The organism is Arthrospiribacter ruber (assembly GCF_019343195.1).
GTDB classification, from domain to species: domain Bacteria; phylum Bacteroidota; class Bacteroidia; order Cytophagales; family Cyclobacteriaceae; genus Arthrospiribacter; species Arthrospiribacter ruber.
In genome coordinates this window covers 193,849-211,393 of the sequence record NZ_RPHB01000004.1, presented here as the reverse complement: position 1 = coordinate 211,393, position 17,545 = coordinate 193,849, and the positions used below count along the sequence as shown (strand labels likewise).

Annotated in this window: 15 protein-coding genes; 5 read left to right on the top strand and 10 right to left on the bottom strand. The window is 40.1% G+C overall.

Annotated features, from left to right (window positions below):
• Position 1 precedes the first annotated feature (1 nt).
• Entirely contained in the window at positions 2–1,540 is a 1,539-nt protein-coding gene (locus EGN73_RS09760; RefSeq protein WP_219288863.1) for a RagB/SusD family nutrient uptake outer membrane protein, read from the top strand.
• A 110-nt stretch (positions 1,541–1,650) separates the two neighbouring features.
• Here EGN73_RS09760 and EGN73_RS09755 read toward each other — a convergent pair whose 3' ends face one another.
• The 7 genes from EGN73_RS09755 to EGN73_RS09725 form a co-directional block, all read right to left on the bottom strand.
• A complete protein-coding gene (locus EGN73_RS09755) occupies positions 1,651–2,352 on the bottom strand; it encodes a TetR/AcrR family transcriptional regulator (RefSeq protein WP_219288861.1) in 702 nt (233 codons plus the stop codon).
• Between the two features lie 108 nt (positions 2,353–2,460).
• Entirely contained in the window at positions 2,461–3,084 is a 624-nt protein-coding gene (locus EGN73_RS09750; RefSeq protein WP_219288858.1) for a hypothetical protein, read from the bottom strand.
• Between the two features lie 106 nt (positions 3,085–3,190).
• Positions 3,191–4,483, bottom strand: a complete 1,293-nt coding sequence (tyrS, locus tag EGN73_RS09745) for a tyrosine--tRNA ligase (RefSeq protein ID WP_219288854.1) — start codon at positions 4,481–4,483, stop codon at positions 3,191–3,193.
• Between the two features lie 176 nt (positions 4,484–4,659).
• Positions 4,660–5,679, bottom strand: coding sequence for an L-glyceraldehyde 3-phosphate reductase (mgrA, locus tag EGN73_RS09740; RefSeq protein ID WP_219288852.1), 1,020 nt, complete (start codon positions 5,677–5,679; stop codon positions 4,660–4,662).
• Positions 5,676–6,704 (bottom strand): patatin-like phospholipase family protein, encoded by a 1,029-nt coding sequence (locus tag EGN73_RS09735; protein ID WP_219288848.1) that lies wholly within the window; start codon positions 6,702–6,704, stop codon positions 5,676–5,678. The genes mgrA and EGN73_RS09735 overlap by 4 nt, the downstream gene beginning before the upstream one ends.
• A 190-nt stretch (positions 6,705–6,894) precedes the next feature.
• Complete coding sequence (locus tag EGN73_RS09730) at positions 6,895–8,232, bottom strand: YfcC family protein (RefSeq protein ID WP_219288845.1); 1,338 nt, start codon at positions 8,230–8,232, stop codon at positions 6,895–6,897.
• 316 nt (positions 8,233–8,548) lie between these two features.
• Positions 8,549–9,310: an outer membrane protein assembly factor BamD gene (locus EGN73_RS09725; RefSeq protein WP_219288841.1), complete on the bottom strand. Its 762-nt coding sequence runs from the start codon at positions 9,308–9,310 to the stop codon at positions 8,549–8,551.
• 143 nt (positions 9,311–9,453) lie between these two features.
• Here EGN73_RS09725 and EGN73_RS09720 point away from each other — a divergent pair, with 143 nt between their 5' ends.
• Complete coding sequence (locus EGN73_RS09720; RefSeq protein WP_219288839.1) at positions 9,454–10,488, top strand: alpha/beta fold hydrolase; 1,035 nt, start codon at positions 9,454–9,456, stop codon at positions 10,486–10,488.
• Complete coding sequence (locus EGN73_RS09715; RefSeq protein WP_219288835.1) at positions 10,463–11,713, top strand: DNA recombination protein RmuC; 1,251 nt, start codon at positions 10,463–10,465, stop codon at positions 11,711–11,713. Before EGN73_RS09720 ends, EGN73_RS09715 begins: the two co-directional genes overlap by 26 nt.
• 29 nt (positions 11,714–11,742) lie before the next feature.
• Here EGN73_RS09715 and EGN73_RS09710 read toward each other — a convergent pair whose 3' ends face one another.
• The 3 genes from EGN73_RS09710 to EGN73_RS09700 all read right to left on the bottom strand — a co-directional run bounded on the left by EGN73_RS09710 (position 11,743) and on the right by EGN73_RS09700 (position 15,288).
• Positions 11,743–12,948: a GTP-binding protein gene (locus tag EGN73_RS09710; RefSeq protein WP_219288833.1), complete on the bottom strand. Its 1,206-nt coding sequence runs from the start codon at positions 12,946–12,948 to the stop codon at positions 11,743–11,745.
• 140 nt (positions 12,949–13,088) lie between these two features.
• Positions 13,089–13,592 (bottom strand): hypothetical protein, encoded by a 504-nt coding sequence (locus EGN73_RS09705; RefSeq protein ID WP_219288830.1) that lies wholly within the window; start codon positions 13,590–13,592, stop codon positions 13,089–13,091.
• Positions 13,593–14,196: 604 nt separating this feature from the next.
• The gene (locus EGN73_RS09700; protein WP_219288827.1) at positions 14,197–15,288 is read right to left on the bottom strand and encodes a hypothetical protein; all 1,092 of its coding nucleotides are present in this window, start codon (positions 15,286–15,288) and stop codon (positions 14,197–14,199) included.
• Between the two features lie 138 nt (positions 15,289–15,426).
• Between EGN73_RS09700 and EGN73_RS09695 the strand changes: the two genes are divergently transcribed.
• On the top strand, positions 15,427–16,098 hold the full coding sequence (locus tag EGN73_RS09695) for a tetratricopeptide repeat protein (RefSeq protein ID WP_246611531.1): 672 nt from the start codon (positions 15,427–15,429) through the stop codon (positions 16,096–16,098).
• A gap of 102 nt (positions 16,099–16,200) precedes the next feature.
• Entirely contained in the window at positions 16,201–17,544 is a 1,344-nt protein-coding gene (trkA, locus tag EGN73_RS09690; RefSeq protein ID WP_219288824.1) for a Trk system potassium transporter TrkA, read from the top strand.
• Position 17,545: the final 1 nt, after the last annotated feature.

The window sequence follows — 17,545 nt, the reverse complement described above, 5'->3', positions numbered from 1 at the left end:
TATGAAATTGAATAAAATAAATAATATAGCGGCCTCTCTTTTGGTAGGCGCAGGTCTGGTTTTCGCATCATGTGATGTTACAGACCAAACCCCGGTTACTTTGGTGCCGGAGGAAGAGGCATTTTCGGATGCGCAAAAAGTATTGGGTAATATTCTTGGTGTATATGATGCGGCACAAAGAGGTTTCTTCTTAGGAGCCATTCAACGAGGCTATCCTTTTGGGGCTGCTTCTATACAGCAGGCAGATATGAGAGCTGGGGATATGTACAACGATCAGTTGTTTTATGAAGTGACCTATATCGGTGCATACTCTCCAAGCACAGCCAATAATGCTGAATTTTGGATTTCATCTTATCGTCTGATCAACAGAGCAAACGTAGTTTTGGATGGAATTGAAACAGCACTCGAAAATGAAATCATCACCCAAGATGAGTACAATGCATATAGGGCTGAGATGCTGTTTTTTAGGGCATATACCCATTTTGAATTGTTGATGCATGTGTCAAGACCTTATGCGGACAATCCTGAAAGCAATATGGGGATTCCGTACAGGGACTTTGCTGTCAACAATACAGAGAGAGTAGACGAAGCCATTGAAATTGGCAGAGGAACTGTAGCCGGTACTTACGAAAGAATACTTCAGGATCTTAATGAAGCAGAAGAAATCGGATCATCTTCAGGTGCTCCATTCAGGGCTTCGACAAGTGCCGCTGTTGCACTTAAACTTCGGATCAAGTTACATCAACAGGATTATAATGCTGTTTTGGAGGAATTCGAAAAGCTGGATTTTTCACTTGCAGCTTCACCAGAAGTACCGTTTACCAGTCCTGCCGGTAATCCTGAAAGTATTTTCTCTCTGAACAATACTCCTGAGTCAAACCCTGGAGTAAATGGAGCGTTAGCGGCAATGTATGGAAATCCGAGTTTTGGTGGAAGAGGCTTGATAAAAATCAGTCCATTTTTCTGGAATGAAGATTTTTGGTTGGAAGGTGATTTGAGAAGGACAGAGTTAACATCTTCCAATGAAGACGGTATATATACTGCCAAGTATACAGGATATATCGATAGAGATGATCCGACTCCTTTGCTAAGGTATGCTGAAGCCGTGCTCAGTGCTGCTGAAGCCAATGCAAGACTTGGGAATCTCCAAGAGGCTTTAGCATTGCTCAACAGCGTTAGAGACAGAGCTATCCCAGATGATGCGTCTTCCTATACTTTGGCTGATGTAGGAGGAAATGCTGAGGGTCTAATTGAGGCTATTTTAAATGAAAAAAGGATTGAATTCCTGGCAGAAGCTATAAGGTGGTATGATATACATCGGCTTGCTGGTATGGGTGAGCTGGATGGAGTACCTGCCAAGACACCTTCAAGAGCAGTTACCAGTATTGAATTCTATGACCCCGAAGTCCTTTTTGGAGAGGATGGATTAAGCCCAACCCACTCTATAGCATATGATGAAAGCATATTCCTTTGGCCAATACCGCTTCAGGAAGTAGTTAACAATCCAACTTTGGCACAGGAGCAGAACCCAGGATACTGATCTGTACACTGTGACCAAACAATATCAAAAAGGGCTATCCGATTTTCGGATAGCCCTTTTTTTGCTTGTTGGAGAATATAGATAATCGTATAGGTATTGAAAGCTAAACTTTAAAATAAAGATGCCTGAACTGCCTGTGGCTTGGATGCTTGTATGGTTCCTTTGAGCATGTCCTGCAAAAGTTTGATAAATCCCGGCTTCCAGTTCTCCAAATGGATTTTGACTTCTTTTCCCTCATATCCAACAGGGCCCATCAAGCGCTCGTAACCGATCAACATACTCCAAACGGTATAAAAAGTTACTTCTGCCTGTAGTTCAGGACGGATGCTTCCGTCTCTAAGTCCAATTGTGACCATCTGAATTCCGATTTTTCCACAATCATGATGGATTTCCAGCAATTTCTGAAAATGATCACTTTTCAAAATCTGTGGATCTATTTCCTTTTTCAATTCTTCATCATTGTATTGCTTGACCAATCCCATAAAGTTTAGAATGGCTTCATTGTAAATTCTATGGTTTTGGGTAAAATCCAAATAAGAATAGGCAAGCTCCGTGATCATTTGAAGACCGGCTTTTCCTTTGACTTTATAAATTTCCTTGAAGATCGATTTGAGTTCATCGAAAGCCTTTTTGGTCAAAGCCATATATAGGTCTTCTTTATTTTTGAAGTAAAAATAGGTGAGTCCTTTTGATATGTTGGCCTCTTTGGCCACATCCTCCATCTTAGTGGCTGCATAACCTTTACTTGTAAAAAGTTTGATGGCTACATCCAGAATAAGTTTTCCTTTTTTCTCTTTTGCTGCTGTGGGCATGATACAATTAAAATATGAACTGAGTTCAAATATATTAAACCCCGTTCAATTCATGCGCCTGTATTTCAAATAAAAAAATAAGGTATTGAAATACAGGAGAGAAAATTTTCAGTCCAAAACACATTCCTTAAATTCGTTCCACTGACCTTCATTCAGTCTTCTATTTATCTCTGCAATATATGACCTTAAGCATGTTCTTAGCTCTTCACTGTACTCTAGCTTCAGGTCCATAAGGTCTTTTCTAAAACGGTTTCTTAAAGCTGTAAGCTGATTTTGGATCGCAATGGGATTAGCTTGTTGGTTGTTTACAATTCTTTTTCTTTCATCTTCCACTCTTTTGAGAAGACTGGAAAATTCACTTCGGTAATTTCTTGAAACATTGTTTCTACATGCACTAAAGCTATTAGTAGCAGCCCTTATCTGATTCATTTGTGGAAGACTCAATCCTATGGATTGAAAACAGTTATACAAGTTTCTGTTGTTTCCTTCAAGATTGTTGGCATCAGTACGGGAAACTCCATAAATACCGTGTAATCCTTCAGACCTGTCTTCGAAGGACCTGTCTTGGTCGCCTCCTTCTACTTCAAATTCAAAGAAAGTGTTATGTAAAGCATCAGTGACATCATCTAATTCGGAATCAGCCCGGACTCCGTCGATTGGATCTTCCTTTTGGTCAAATTGGCATGAAAAAATTAAGGTCGAGAGAAATAGAGGTAAAAATGCCTTTTTCATGACAAAATCTGTTTAATCGAATCAAATATAAAAATTAAATTCTCTTCAAAATCAAAAAGGTTGAATTTTTCAAATAAAAAGCACCCTTATTTGAAGGGTACTTTTCTTAGGCAATTTCTACAATATAGTAATTCTTCTTTCCTTTTTGGACTAATAAGTATTTGTCCTGAAGCAAAGTGAAATCAACTGCTGAATTTGGGTCAGTGAGCTTTTCCTTATTTACGGAAACTCCCCCGCCCTGAATCATTTTTCTGGCTTCTCCTTTGGACGAAAATATGATACCTGAAGTCTTTTCTGAAAGCAACTCCACCACATTCGAAGTGGATTGATATTCATTCTTGTCGATTGTGGTCTGTGGAACACCATCAAAAACCTGAAGGAATGTCCTTTCATCTAATGCAGCAAGGTCTTCGTTGGAGCTTTTTCCAAATAGGATTGAAGAGGCTTTGACCGCCATTTCAAATTCATTTTCTCCATGAACCATAATGGTTACCTGCTTGGCAATTTCCTTTTGCAATATTCTTAGATGAGGTGCTTCCAAATGTTCTTTTTCAAGGCTTTCGATAACTTCCCTTTCCAAAGTGGTAAAGATTCTAATGTATTTGGCAGCATCTTCATCGGATACATTGAGCCAGAACTGATAAAACGCATAAGGAGAGGTCTTTTCAGGATCAAGCCACACAGAACCACCTTCTGTCTTCCCAAATTTGGAGCCATCGGCTTTGGTAATTAGAGGAACTGTCAGTGCATAGGCAGAGCCTCCTTCCATTTTGCGGATGAGCTCAGTTCCTGTCACAATATTTCCCCACTGATCGGATCCTCCGAGCTGTACGCTTACATTTTCATTTTTCCATAAATGGTAAAAATCATATCCTTGGATCAGTTGATAAGAAAATTCTGTGAAGGAAAGCCCGTTTCCATCTTCCAATCTTCTTTTGACTGAATCTTTGGCCATCATGTAATTGACAGTGATGTATTTACCTACATCTCTGATGAAGTCCAAAAAGGAAAACTTGGACATCCAATCGAAATTGTTGACCAGTTCTGCTTTATTTACAGTGCCCTCCTGAAAGTCCAGGAATTTGGCCAATTGCTTTTGCAAGGAAGTGACATTGTGTTCTAAAGTATTGCTATCAAGCAGGTTTCGTTCTGCTGATTTGAAAGAAGGGTCTCCGATCATTCCTGTAGCACCCCCAACCAAAGCGAATGGCTTGTGACCAGCACGTTGAAAATGCAGCAAAGTCATCACCCCTACAAGGTGACCTATATGCAAAGAATCTGCTGTGGGGTCGAAACCTAAATAGGCGGACGCCATTCCTTTTTCAAGGTGATTGTCCAATTCCGGAGTCATGTCCTGAAGCATTCCTCTCCACCGCAGTTCTTCTATAAAATTATTCATTATCGCTAGTTCAGTTTTTTCAAGCTGCAAATATAGGTTTTTAGAAAAGAGTAAGAAACCTAAGCCTGATTACAAGGGGAATTCTTTACAAAAATTCCAAAAGTGGCCTGCCAAGATTTTCTTTTCCAGATTAGCTTAAGATACACTTGGCAGGTTTAACTTTAGACAGATGAGGCTTATCCTTTCAAAATTTCTTCAATGTCTTTAAGTTCATCAGGTGAAAACTTGGTGTTATCGGTGGCTTTTACATTATCGGCCAATTGAGAAGCTTTACTTACACCGACCAATACGGTAGTGATCCTTTCATCTTTCAGCAGCCATGAAATGGCCAATTGTGCCATCGTCTGCCCTCGCTTTTGGGCAATTTTATTCAGTGCTTTTACTTTGGAAATCACCTTCTCTGTGACCTGTTCTTCTTTGAGGTACCGACCGTCTTTAGCTGCACGGCTATCGGAAGGAATACCCTTGAGGTATTTATCGGTAAGTATACCTTGTTCAAGAGGTGAAAAAGCAATGGCACCGACCCCTTCCTGTTCCAACACATCCAACAATCCATCTTCTACCCATCGGTCCATCATACTGTATCGTGGCTGATGAATCAGCAGGGGAGTGCCCAAACCATTGAGTATCCGGACGGCTTTAGCGGTGTCTTTTGCGCTGTACTGGGAAATGCCCACATACAAGGCTTTGCCTTGTCTGACAATTTGATCTAGGGCAGACATGGTTTCTTCAAGAGGTGTGTCTGGGTCAGGTCTGTGGTGATAAAAGATATCTACATAATCCAGTCCCATTCTTTTCAGACTTTGGTCCAAAGAAGCAATCAGGTATTTTTTGGAGCCGAGATTTCCATAAGGACCTGGCCACATGTCCCATCCGGCTTTGGTGGAAATGATCAGCTCGTCCCTGAGTGATGCAAAATCTTTTTGCATGATCCTGCCAAAATTTTCCTCAGCCGATCCGTAAGGGGGACCATAATTATTGGCCAGATCAAAATGGGTGATGCCAAAATCAAAAGCAGTTCTAAGGATCTGTCTGGAATTTTTGAAATCTGCATCATGGCCGAAATTGTGCCATAGTCCCAGTGAAATCTCAGGAAGCATGATCCCGCTATTTCCGCAGCGTCTAAATGGCATGCTGTCGTACCTTTTAGCATTCGGCTGATATGGAGTCAGGGGATTGTGGTCATTAATGTTCATATTTCTTTTTTGTTAGCGATCAGTTTATCGACAACATTATTGATTTTTTCGGGATTATCCTTCACAAATTTGATAGCTGCATCTCTAAGCGCATCCATATTCGCTTTGCTGGCATCATCCATATCCGGTTTGGCATTGTGAAGATCTGGTTCCAATCGTATAAATCCCTCCTGATTTTCACCGGCATCAAACAGCCACTCGAGTTGGTGGGAGACAGTTTCAGAATTACCGGACATCATAATGTCTATCAACGGACGAATCCATTGCACGAGACCGAACCTTCTGGCTTTTTCAAAAGGAAATGATTCCTTTACTGAGCCTGTTCCCAATGAGATCATCAGCATGTTTTTGGAAGTAGGTTTTTTGATTTCCCCAAAATCACATTTTCTGACCTCTGCATAGGCACACATGGCGGGATTGTTGGCAAATACACCTCCATCAATCAATGGATATTCTGCGCCAAAACGGGACTTGATCAATGCTGCTTCAAAATAAGTGGGTGCTGCAGCAGTAGCCTGCGCTACATCTCGGATAAAGAAATCATGGGAAATATCATCACAGGCCTTTCCCCATTTAAAAAATGTAGATTTCCTGCTTTCAATGTCATAAGCTGTAAAAAGGCAAGGCTTGAGCATTTCGCTTAGATAAGTGTCACCAAAGTATTCCCGAAGTGCTTTTCTGAGGTTGGCATTGGGATATTTTTCTTCCCGTATGCCAAATACCGTCCTCAATTTGTGTCCAAATGGCTTTCTGAAAATATCCCCTCCATTTTCATGATAAAGGTTGACTACTTCCTCCATAGAAAATTTGGGTCTTTCGGGCACTACTGGATCCGGCACCAGCATTCCACAACCTAAAATTCCCCCAGTGCTTGTACCCGCTACAAAATCCACATAGTCCACCAAGCGGGCTTGTGGATTGCTTTCTTTTTCCTGTATTTTTTCTTCAATCAGTTGAAGGATGGTGCCGGGTATTATCCCTCGGATACCTCCTCCGTCAATGGAAATAATAGCTACTTTTTTCATGATTTTCAAAAGTAATGTGGTGAAAAATACTTATTTAAAACTCATTTAAATGTAAGAAAATCAGATACAAAAACCCGAATAAAAGGAGATTATGTTTAAGCAATCTATTATCTATGAAAAACGAAATTTTTAAATTTTAGCGCATAGTGTACAGAATGCTTTTGAAAAATTTATTGTCAGTTTGGATCTATTAAAGTATCCAAACTCCCAAAATCACAGAAAAGGCAGCAATACAAAAAATGACCAAAATGGGTTTCCAGGCAAATGAAATCCAGTCCTTGTAAGAAACACCTGCCGCAGCCAAAATCGCCATCAGGCCACCATTACTTGGCGTGACCAAATCCATTATTCCTGCACCATATTGATAGGCCAGAATGACCACTTGTCGGCTCAGACCAATCAGGTCGGCTATAGGCGTCAATAAAGGCATGGTAAGTACTGCCTGACCGGAGGTACTGGGTACCGGTACATGCAACAAGGCCTGTGAAAACATCATTCCCAACGCAGATAATGCCAATGGAAGGTTTTCCAATGGAGTAAACAACCCATAAATGATCGTATCAATTACCTGCCCTTCTTCTAATACCAAATAAATACTTCTTGCCAAACCCACTATGATGCCTGCAAAAATCAATTCAGCAAAGCCCTCTGAATAGGTTTTGGCAGTACCGTTGATTCCTAGCTTCCCGATTATTCCTGCAGACAAGCCCATCACAAAAAATATTGCAGACATCTCATTGTAATCCCAATCCCAATTGCTCAACCCGTATATCATCACTGCGAAAGTGATCGCAACTATGGTTAGGATCAACTGATGTGCTGAAGAAAGTTTCTCTGGTTTGACAGGATCTTTTTCCGCTTTAAGTTGATTTTCCTCTCTTCCATTTCTGATCATGTACATGACCCAAAACAAAAGGGCAATCAATAAAAATACCATGCGGTACAAACCTGCCGAAAATACAGGTACCTCAGCAACTTTTTGGGCCAAAATCACTGAAAAAGGATTGGAAGGTCCAAAGGCTCCACCAATCAGGGCAGAGCCGAGACAAAGTCCAACAATGCTCGTTTTGCTGTACCCAATTTTCTTACTCAAAATCAGTAAAAGCGGCACCATGGCAATGATCTCCTCCTGTAGTCCATTGAGAGCACCGGCGGCAGCGAAAAGAATGCCGACCAGTGCCAGTAAAAGGCTCTTGGCATTTGAAAACCGAAATATCAAGGATTCCAGACCGGCTTGGAACGCCCCGGTTTTTTCCACTACATAAAAAGCCCCTCCGATGATAAGAATAAGCACTACAACTTCCGCTCCTTCAATAATCCCCTCAGGAACACTTAAAACCATTTTTCCTATTCCTACAGGATTGTTTGGAATCTGAGAATAACTTCCCTGTACCACCACTTCACGCCCGGTATTTGGATCCATGGTCCTTTCGTAAATGCCCGAAGGTATGATATAGGTCAACAGGGTGGCCAAAGCCACAAATGCCAACATGATGATCATAGGATGAGGGAAGGAAAGTCTTTTCATGCAGTAGGAAATAATTCTGGTCTACTTTTTTGTAAATCATTCCAAAGAAAAAGATGCTTGGATACAGATCAAATATTAAATCTTCTATGATTTGCAAAAGACTGTATTTCTTTTCCTAAATGGTTTTTGGACAATTCAATAATGAGAAACATGTATATCCGCAATTATACAACTAACCAATTTAAATAAGGGCCTATTTAAATCCGATACTAATAGATATTGGATATTCATTGATATTGGCTATAAATCACAGGTTTTGTTCCACTATTTAGGTTCTACTTGTAAGTAAGCGGATAATCATGATGAGAAACAAAGATTAGTCATGGGAATTCTGCATCTGTCTGAAAAGTGAAGATAAATGTCTGGGTTTTTCCTTATGGTCGCAGATTTCCTCAGAAGCAATTGTACCTTCACCCTGACAGGTGCGGCATGTAGTAAACTCCTTGAGATCACCATCACAGCGTGGACAGGTATGTTTGCCCTCTCCATTGCATTGGTCGCATTCATGGTATTCGATAAGGTTAAAAACATTTCTTTTGGTCAGAAGTCCTTTGCCAAAACATCTGTTGCAGCCTACCACGCCTCTTTCCTTACAGAGACTACAGCTTTGTTCTAGTTCTTTTTCACCTTCGCAGGTGTTGCATGCCAAAATTCTATAGCCCTGCCTGTTGCAAAAACTACAGGCTTTAATGGCGTCTAACGGTTCTTGAAGTTTGGCTTCCAGTTCTTTGGCCTCTTCAAACTTTTCGGCATTTCTGCCATTGATCTGCAGGTACCTGGTGAGGAAATTCCTGCTGTTGTCATATTGCTTTAGCTCATAAAGAGTAACTGCGAAGTGATAAGGCATTTCCGGTGAAAGAGGGAGGTTGTTTTCAATGATCTGTCTAAAATAAGTATTGGCCTTTTCATAATCGCCTTTTTCCATTTCCTCCAAGGCGTAACTGAAGAGTCTTGCCGAACTTCCTAAGTTTGGCCTTGCCTGTGCGTAAGCATCATTTACAGAACACACTGCCAACAAAAGGCCTAAACTGCAAAGAAAGGATTTGAAAAGAAATGTATTTAAAGAGGTAATCTTCATCGGTATAAGGTACTGTTGGGTATTGTTTGTCGAAAGTAATCAGAATGGTTCAAAAATACCAATTCGGAGACTTTTCTTAAAATTTCAGGAAATCAAAGGATTTGTAAATGCTTTGTTTAATTTTAGCTATAGTTTGTAGAAACATGCGAAAACCCTTACTTACATTTTTGAAGGTGATCGGCGTAATTTTCGCGATCTTGCTTCTAATTGTTATCGTCTCATACAGACCGGACATTTCTCTGGACAGGCTGATATCAAAGTATACAGATGAAAATTCCTACTTCCTGAAAGTTGGGGAGGAAAACGTCCACGTACGGGTAAAAGGTAGGGGAGAACCAATATTTTTGATCCATGGTAGTTTTTCCTCTCTCCACACTTGGGAGCCATGGGAAAAAGAACTGAGCAATTTTTTTAACACCATTTCTATGGACCTCCCAGGTCATGGACTTACTGGCCCTTCCAAAAGCAAAGCTTATGGAATCGAGGATTATGCTGCTTTGGTTTTTGAAATTGCCGATCAGCTAAACCTTAAGGAATTTCATGTGGCAGGTAACAGTATGGGTGGGGCTGTGGCACTTAAAATGGCAACGGACCAGCCTGAAAGAATTCTATCTCTTAACCTGATAGATGCTTCGGGAGCACCAAGAGAACAAAGGTTAAGTGAGGAAATAGAAAAGAAAAAAACCTATGATTCAGGAGCTACCATTTTCAAAATAGCCCGTAATCCTTTCTTCAATAATTTCCTGCTGAAGTTTACCCCCAAAAAAATCTTTGAAAAAACATTAGAAGAGGTTTTTTATGATCCTTCCAAAGTAGATAAAGCTATGGTCAACCGCTATTACGAGTTACTAAGGAGGGAAGGTAACAGAAAGGCAACACTTGATAGGTTGACTACCTACAAACCTTATGAAGTGGACTTTGCCCGTCTGAATATGCCTGTTTTGATCATGTGGGGGGAAAACGACCAATGGATTTCCGTAGCCAATGCCCAAAAGTTCAAAGAAGTCATTCCAGAGGCAAAAGTTAAAATTTTTGAGAAAACAGGCCATGTTCCCATGGAAGAAAGGCCGACAGAGACTGTCACGGAATACTTGGCATTCTTGGGTATTCAGGTAGATTTGGACTACTTTTCGAGTCCAAAATTCTTAAGCCATGTTCATAGAGTACATCATCCTTAGCTTTCTATTGGTCCAGACTGTCCTGATTTTATTTTTACTGAACCAGATTCAAAAGAAGAAATCCGCAGAAGGAGATACGGAAAAGCAACTTTCGGAACTAAGAGCAGAGCTCAATCGGCAGATGCAATCCAATCGAGGGGAAATCCAACAGGGTCTGATCACTCAGTTTCAGCTTGTATTTGACAATTTACGCAGCAGTTCCAGAGAGCAGCAGGAAGCGTTGAAAGACTTTGGAACTGTCTTTCGTGACAATGTTCAGGCTTTCAATTCCCTTCAGAGAGAAAAATTTCAGGAATTGGTCCAAAAGCAAGAGCGCATGCTCTTATCCACTGAAGAGCGATTGGAAAAAATGCGGGAAACCGTAGATGAGAAGCTTCAAAAAACACTTGAAGCGAGGTTGGGGCAATCTTTTGAATTGGTAAGCAAGCAACTCTTGGCAGTACAGAAGGGACTTGGAGAAATGCAAAGCCTGGCAACAGGAGTGGGAGACCTTAAAAGGGTGCTAAGCAATGTAAAAAGTAGGGGTGTTCTTGGAGAATACCAACTTCAAAGCATCCTCGAAAATATCCTTTCACCGGATCAGTATGCATACAATGTACAGGTCAGAAAGGGTAGCAGTGAAAGGGTAGAATATGCTGTCAAAATGCCAGGAAATACCGATGAGGAACCGGTTTATCTTCCCATCGATGCCAAATTTCCACAAGAAACCTATTACAGGTTATTGGACGCTTACGATACCGGAGAAAAGACTGTCATTGATGTGGCCAGAAACGAACTTTTCAAAGCCATTAAAAAAGCAGCTCAAGACATTTCAAATAAGTATGTGCATCCTCCTCACACGACAGATTTTGCTCTTTTATTTCTCCCAATGGAGAGCCTCTACGCAGAAGTGGTAAGGGATGGCCACTTGGCACAATTGCTACAAAGAGAATACAAAATTGTTATAACGGGACCTACTACTCTTGCAGCCATGTTGAACAGTCTTCAGATGGGATTCAAAACGCTAGCCATACAGCAGCGGAGCTCAGAAGTTTGGAAAGTGCTTGGGGCGGTCAAAACTGAGTTTTCCAAGTTCGGGGACCTGATATCCAAAGCCCAAAAGAAGATCAGTGAAGCTTCTACGGATTTGGATCAATTGGTAGGCACCCGAACAAGGGTAATTCAGAGAAAACTCAAAGAGGTAGAACAACTGCCGGAGGAAGAAGGAAGCAAATACCTGGAATAGTATGGGTGGGCCTTAAAGGTCCCGGATATTTACATTTCGGCCGGGAAAGGGTCATAAAATTCCTTTTTACTGTTAAATGCTTCAATTTCGTCATCACTGATTAAACACGATTCCAAAGTTTCTGCTATTTCTTCCTTGTCAAGATCCTGGCCAATAAAAACGAGTTCATTCATCCTATCTCCCCATTGCTTGTTCCATTTGGACTCTATATATTCCTGATTATAGACAAAAGATTCAAACCGGATCCTTTTGGAGTAGGGCATACTGCACCACCATACACCAGCTTTTTCCATACGGAAAGACCCTCCTGCCTGAGAATAATTGAGTGCATCGTCTGGTCTGGAAGCCAGCCAAAAGAGTCCTTTTGCACGGATGACTCCACCGGGATAGTTATTGCTAAGGAAATCAAATAAACGCTGGGGATGAAAAGGTTTCCTATTCCGAAAAACAAAAGAACTGATGCCGTATTCCTCTGTTTCGGGTGTATGTCCCTCAGACTGAAGTTCCTTTTGCCATCCTGCTGAATTCTGTGCCTCTTCAAAATCAAACATCCCCGTATTGAGAATTTCTGAAGGTTCAATTTTTCCAAATTCAGACTCTAAGATTTTTGCTCCCGGATTCAGCTTTCCAATTGCTGCTTTCAAAAGTCCTATAGTTTCTTTATCTACCAAATCTGTTTTGTTCAATATGATCACATTGGCAAACTCGATCTGGTCAGTGAGCAGGTTGACTATGGTGCGGAAATCATTTTCCATATCTGTCAACTCCCTATCCATCAACAATTCATCAGTGTTGAAATCTTTGAAAAAATTGAAACAATCCACCACTGTGACCATCGTGTCCACGTAACTGAATCTGGATAGGTCAATTCCATTATCTTCATCGACAAAGCTGAATGTCTGGGCTACAGGTACAGGCTCGCTGATACCGGTACTTTCTATCAGTAGGTAATCAAAACGCCCTTCTTTGGCAAGTTTTTCCACCTCTACCATCAAATCTTCTCTCAGTGTACAGCAAATACAGCCATTGCTCATCTCCACTAATTTTTCTTCTGTTCTTGACAAAGTATTTTCACTTTCTACCAATCTGGCATCCACGTTTACTTCACTCATATCGTTGACAATCACGGCTACTTTTAGTCCGTGCTTATGATGTAGAATATGATTGAGTAAGGTGGTTTTTCCGGCACCTAAAAATCCGCTCAGTACGGTAACAGGAAGTTTATTTGAATTCATGGTATTTATCTTTAATGCAATATTGTTGCAAAAATAGAAATTCATTTATTAAAATCTAAAATTATTTTACAAATGATTTCTCAGCCTCGAATAAACAAAAAAAGGTTCCCGATCAAATTCAGGAACCATTTTCGAGTCGATTAATTTCTTTGGAGTTGCGAAGAAATAGCATTTTTGATTATTCCAAGCCATTTCTGGGCAATAACCTTTTCTCCATTTAAATCCGAATAGTAAGTTCTGTCAAAAACTTCCACATAGGTAGATTTATCCGATCCTTTCAATTCAATTCCTATTTTATCAATTATGATGACTTTTTCTTTGCCACTTATAAGTGTCCTTACTTCTTGACTAACTCCGGTAGAATTGATTTTTGAAAGTGCAATGACTTCTAGCTCTGAAGTTCCCATTTCAGGATTAAATAGGAGGTATTGCCTACTTTGATCTATACCCAAGAAGTACCGGCCTCTCCACATTTCATATTCAAGGAGTTCAAATCCCAAGTTCTTGGCCTGGGCAAGTTGGTTTTGGATTAGGAATCTATTTTTTTCTTTTACTCTTTTGGTGTAGACATACAAAGGAGCAATAAATGCTGCTATCAATAGCAGCGAAATGCCCAATGAAATGGGCTCAATATCCAGTATCATAAGGATGTATGGTTGTTTTTTAAAGCCAACAAATGGAGTTGGCTTGGGATGAATAATGGTGAATTAAATCAAACCAATAGAAGTGGTTTGGGATCCATAAAAAATCAACTTATTACCAGAAAAAATGGAAAGGAAAAAGCTTTTTATAATTATTGAGGTTTGGACTGACTGCCAATTGTACCCTATGACAAAGTGAAATCAGACGATTTGTCCAGAATGAAACTATTTTACTGTCAGGATGAATGTCATTGTCGCCCTGAAATTTTTCAAAAACTATACTGGATGTTTCAACAAGAATCTGAAAGTATTTTACCTCTTGATTTTCCCACTTGAAATCAGATGGCTGAATCTTTTGATGATCAGAATAGTCTGATGAATTTAAACTGCATACACACAAAACAATAAAAATTCCTGTAAGCATCCCGAGTAGGCTCAAGCTTAGGAATTTTTGATATGCTGAGTGATTGATTTTCACAATTTTCAATTTGGTTATATATGTCAAATGAAGTACCAATTGTTGAAAAAAAATGGAAAACCGGAAAATAAAGATTTTCAAACATTGAAAATTTATTTTCCGGTTTTTTGGTGGTACTATAAGTGTTTTTTATAAAATACCTTTGGCTTTTATTTCGTAAACTCCTCCTTTATCCAGTCCGACAAATATCCTATCAGTATTTCCTTCAGTGACCAAGATCATATCAAATACACCTCCATAATTGATTCCCGGAAAAGTTTTGGTAGTCCATGTCTTGCCTTGGTCTTTTGAATAGGACAATTCAAGAGGTTGTGGCTCCGGAGTTTTGGCCCACTTACCTGTATATATGAGTTTTTGGTCCTGATCACTGATTCCTATTCCCATAAAAAAGTGCGCTTCTTCATGTTTTTCTATCAATGTTTCCCAAGTCTGACCATTGTCGGAAGTTTTTGAAAGTTCGCCTTCCCAGCCTACATAAATGGTCTGAGGGGATAGTTTGTCAAAAGCGACTTTTTTCACCACAGTTGGATTAGGGACAAGGTCATTCCATTCATTTACTACTGATTCATTTTTAAGATGAACCAAGTAACCGTTTTCTATACCACCTTGTCCGCCAAGCCAGATTTCATCGGGCTGAACAGGGTTGACAAAGGCCCTGCCATAATTTGAAAACATGTGCCAGTCACCCCATATTGGATTCCATGTTTTACCTTTGTCCGTGGAGGACGCCAGTACCATCCTTCCAAAACCAAATATAGTGTTTTGCTGAGTTGGGTGCCTTTCAAAATCCACCAACTCTTCCGGCTCATCTCCTCCAAAATTATGTTCTATCGCCTTCCATGTTGTCCCTGCGTCTTTAGTTTCCCAAAGCTGTGGAAAGGCCTCGATCTCGGGATTGACATTTCTATAAGAAATCAACATTTCAGAGTCTGAAAAAATCACCGCATCTTCCACATTTTTACCCTTCAGTGCTATATTTTTGAATTTGGCAGGTGAACCTAGATTTTTGACATAAAAGCCATCTTGGGTGCAGGCATAAAGCTTGTTGTTGCTCAATACCAGTTTATTCACTCTAGGCCCCTCCAAGCCTAAAAATTCAATGGAGAAATTTTCATCAATTACTTTTACAGGAGAATGCTCCTTTTCACATCCGGCTGAAAAAAGAAGAATCAAAATACCGCTGATGATTTTTGCGGTCTTGCTTAATAAGTATTTTGTCATGGTGCTTATTGGTTTAATTTTTTTGAATGACGAAGGGCCATGTGGTGAATGCTACATGGTTTTTTAAATTATTTTTCACATTCCGGCGTTTGTTCCGTATAATTCAATCAAACTGTATTTTCCAAATAAGCTTTTGATATGCGTACACCAATATTTCTCTTGACATTTCTTATATTTTTTATGGGCCACACCTCTGCTTTTTCCCAAAAAGTATATGATGTAGAATTGGATGTTAGGGAAAATTCTGTTGTGATCAACAACACTGCCCTGGAGCTGATAGAAGAAGAAAAACATGAGACCGCAGTCAGGATTCTTGAATCTGTGCTAAAAGACGATCCCTCTTTTCATCCTGCCTACCTCAATTATTACAGGGCAGGGAAGAATCTCAGTGAAAAGACTGATAGGGTGGTCGAGGTATTGAAAACAGGCTTGAAAATATTTGAAGAAGATGATGAGATGGCTTATTACCTGGGCAATTTGTTTCAAAAGGAAAACAGGTATGAGGAAGCCATAGCAGCTTACACAGAAGCTATCAACTACAGCAAGGTGAATGGGGAGGATTTCCCATTGGTATGGGCTTATTATTTCAACCGGGCCAATTGTTATCTCAAAACCAATCAGTATAAAAAGTCACTTCCAGATTATGATTATGCCTTGACCCTCAGTCCAGGTAATTATGATGTGCTCACCAATAGGGGGTATGCATTCTACAAAACAGATAATAGCGAAGCCGCATGTGAAGACTGGAAAAATGCCAGACAATTGGGCAGTAAAGTCACCCAAAAGTATCTTGACAGTTATTGCCGTTGATTTAACAGGATTTTTTTGGGGAAAGTTGGAAAAGAATATACCTTTCGGAACTTGATGGAATAGGGTATGACTTCACCCATTTCCCAAAAATAATTTTATTCTATGAATATAGTCATAGCAGGCTCGGGAGACATGGGCTACCATTTGGCGGAGCGTCTGAGTTATGAGAATAAAAACATTACCCTGATAGATCTGGACAAAGATGCCTTGGATTATGCAGCAGCACACTTGGATGTGATGACTGTGGTGGGTGATGCGACTTCCTTTGAAGTGCTCAAAAGTGCCAATGTTTCCTCTGCCAGTATGTTTATGGCTGTTACCACTTCCGAAAAAACAAATATTGTAGCAGCTATTCTTGCCAAACAACTGGGAGCTAAAAGGGTAATAGCAAGGGTAAGAACCCATGATTATCTTGATCCGGAGCATGATAGGTATTTCAAGAATATCGGCATAGACAATATCATTTCTCCCACCATGCTTTGTAGTGGGGAAATATCAAAAATGATGAGAAATTCAACTTTTTCGGACGTATTTGAATTTGAAGGTGGTAAACTAAATGTAGTCGGGGTTACTTTGGATCAATACAGTTCTTTGGTAGACAGAAAAATAGCGGATACCAGAAACAATCCCATTTTTGAAGATGTCAAGATCATTGCCATTGTTAGGGGTCAAATGACCATTATTCCCAGAGGCAATACAGTGGTAAGGAATCAGGATCATGTTTTTTTTATCTCTAACAAAAAGGCAGTTACCTCGATCATAGATTTACTGGAACAGAAAAAAGTCAGTATTAAAAATGTCATGATCATAGGTGGGGATGACATGGCTTATACCACTTCCAAAACCCTAGAGGAAGAATATAGGGTGACTTTGATACATAGAGACAAAGAGAGGTGCAAGTGGCTATCTGAAAGGCTGAATAATACTTTGGTCATTCATGGGGATTATAAAAACATTGAATTGCTCATAGAAGAAGGCTTGGAAGAAATGGATGCTTTTATTTCTTTGACTGATTCTTCCGAAACCAATATCATCACCTCTCTGAGTGCCAAAAATCACGGGGTGTATAAGACCATAGCTCACGTAGATACGCGTGAATATATTCATATTTCCCACAGTATCGGTGTGGATTCTCTTATCAACAAGAAACTTGTGGCTGCCAATCAGATTACCAGATACCTGAGAAAAGGGCAAGTGGAAGCAGTATCGGAGATCTATGGAGTGGATGCAGAAATCATCCAGTATGTGGTCAACAAAAACAACAGGGTAACCAAAAATCCCTTGAAGAACCTACATTTTCCTGATACGGCAATAGTTGCTGGGGTTATTCGAGGCAATGATGAGGTATTTATACCTGACGGTGAATTCACCTTGCAACTTCATGATAAAGCTATAGTGTTGGCACTCCCATCTGCCAAGCCAGCATTGGAAAAACTCTTTCACTGAT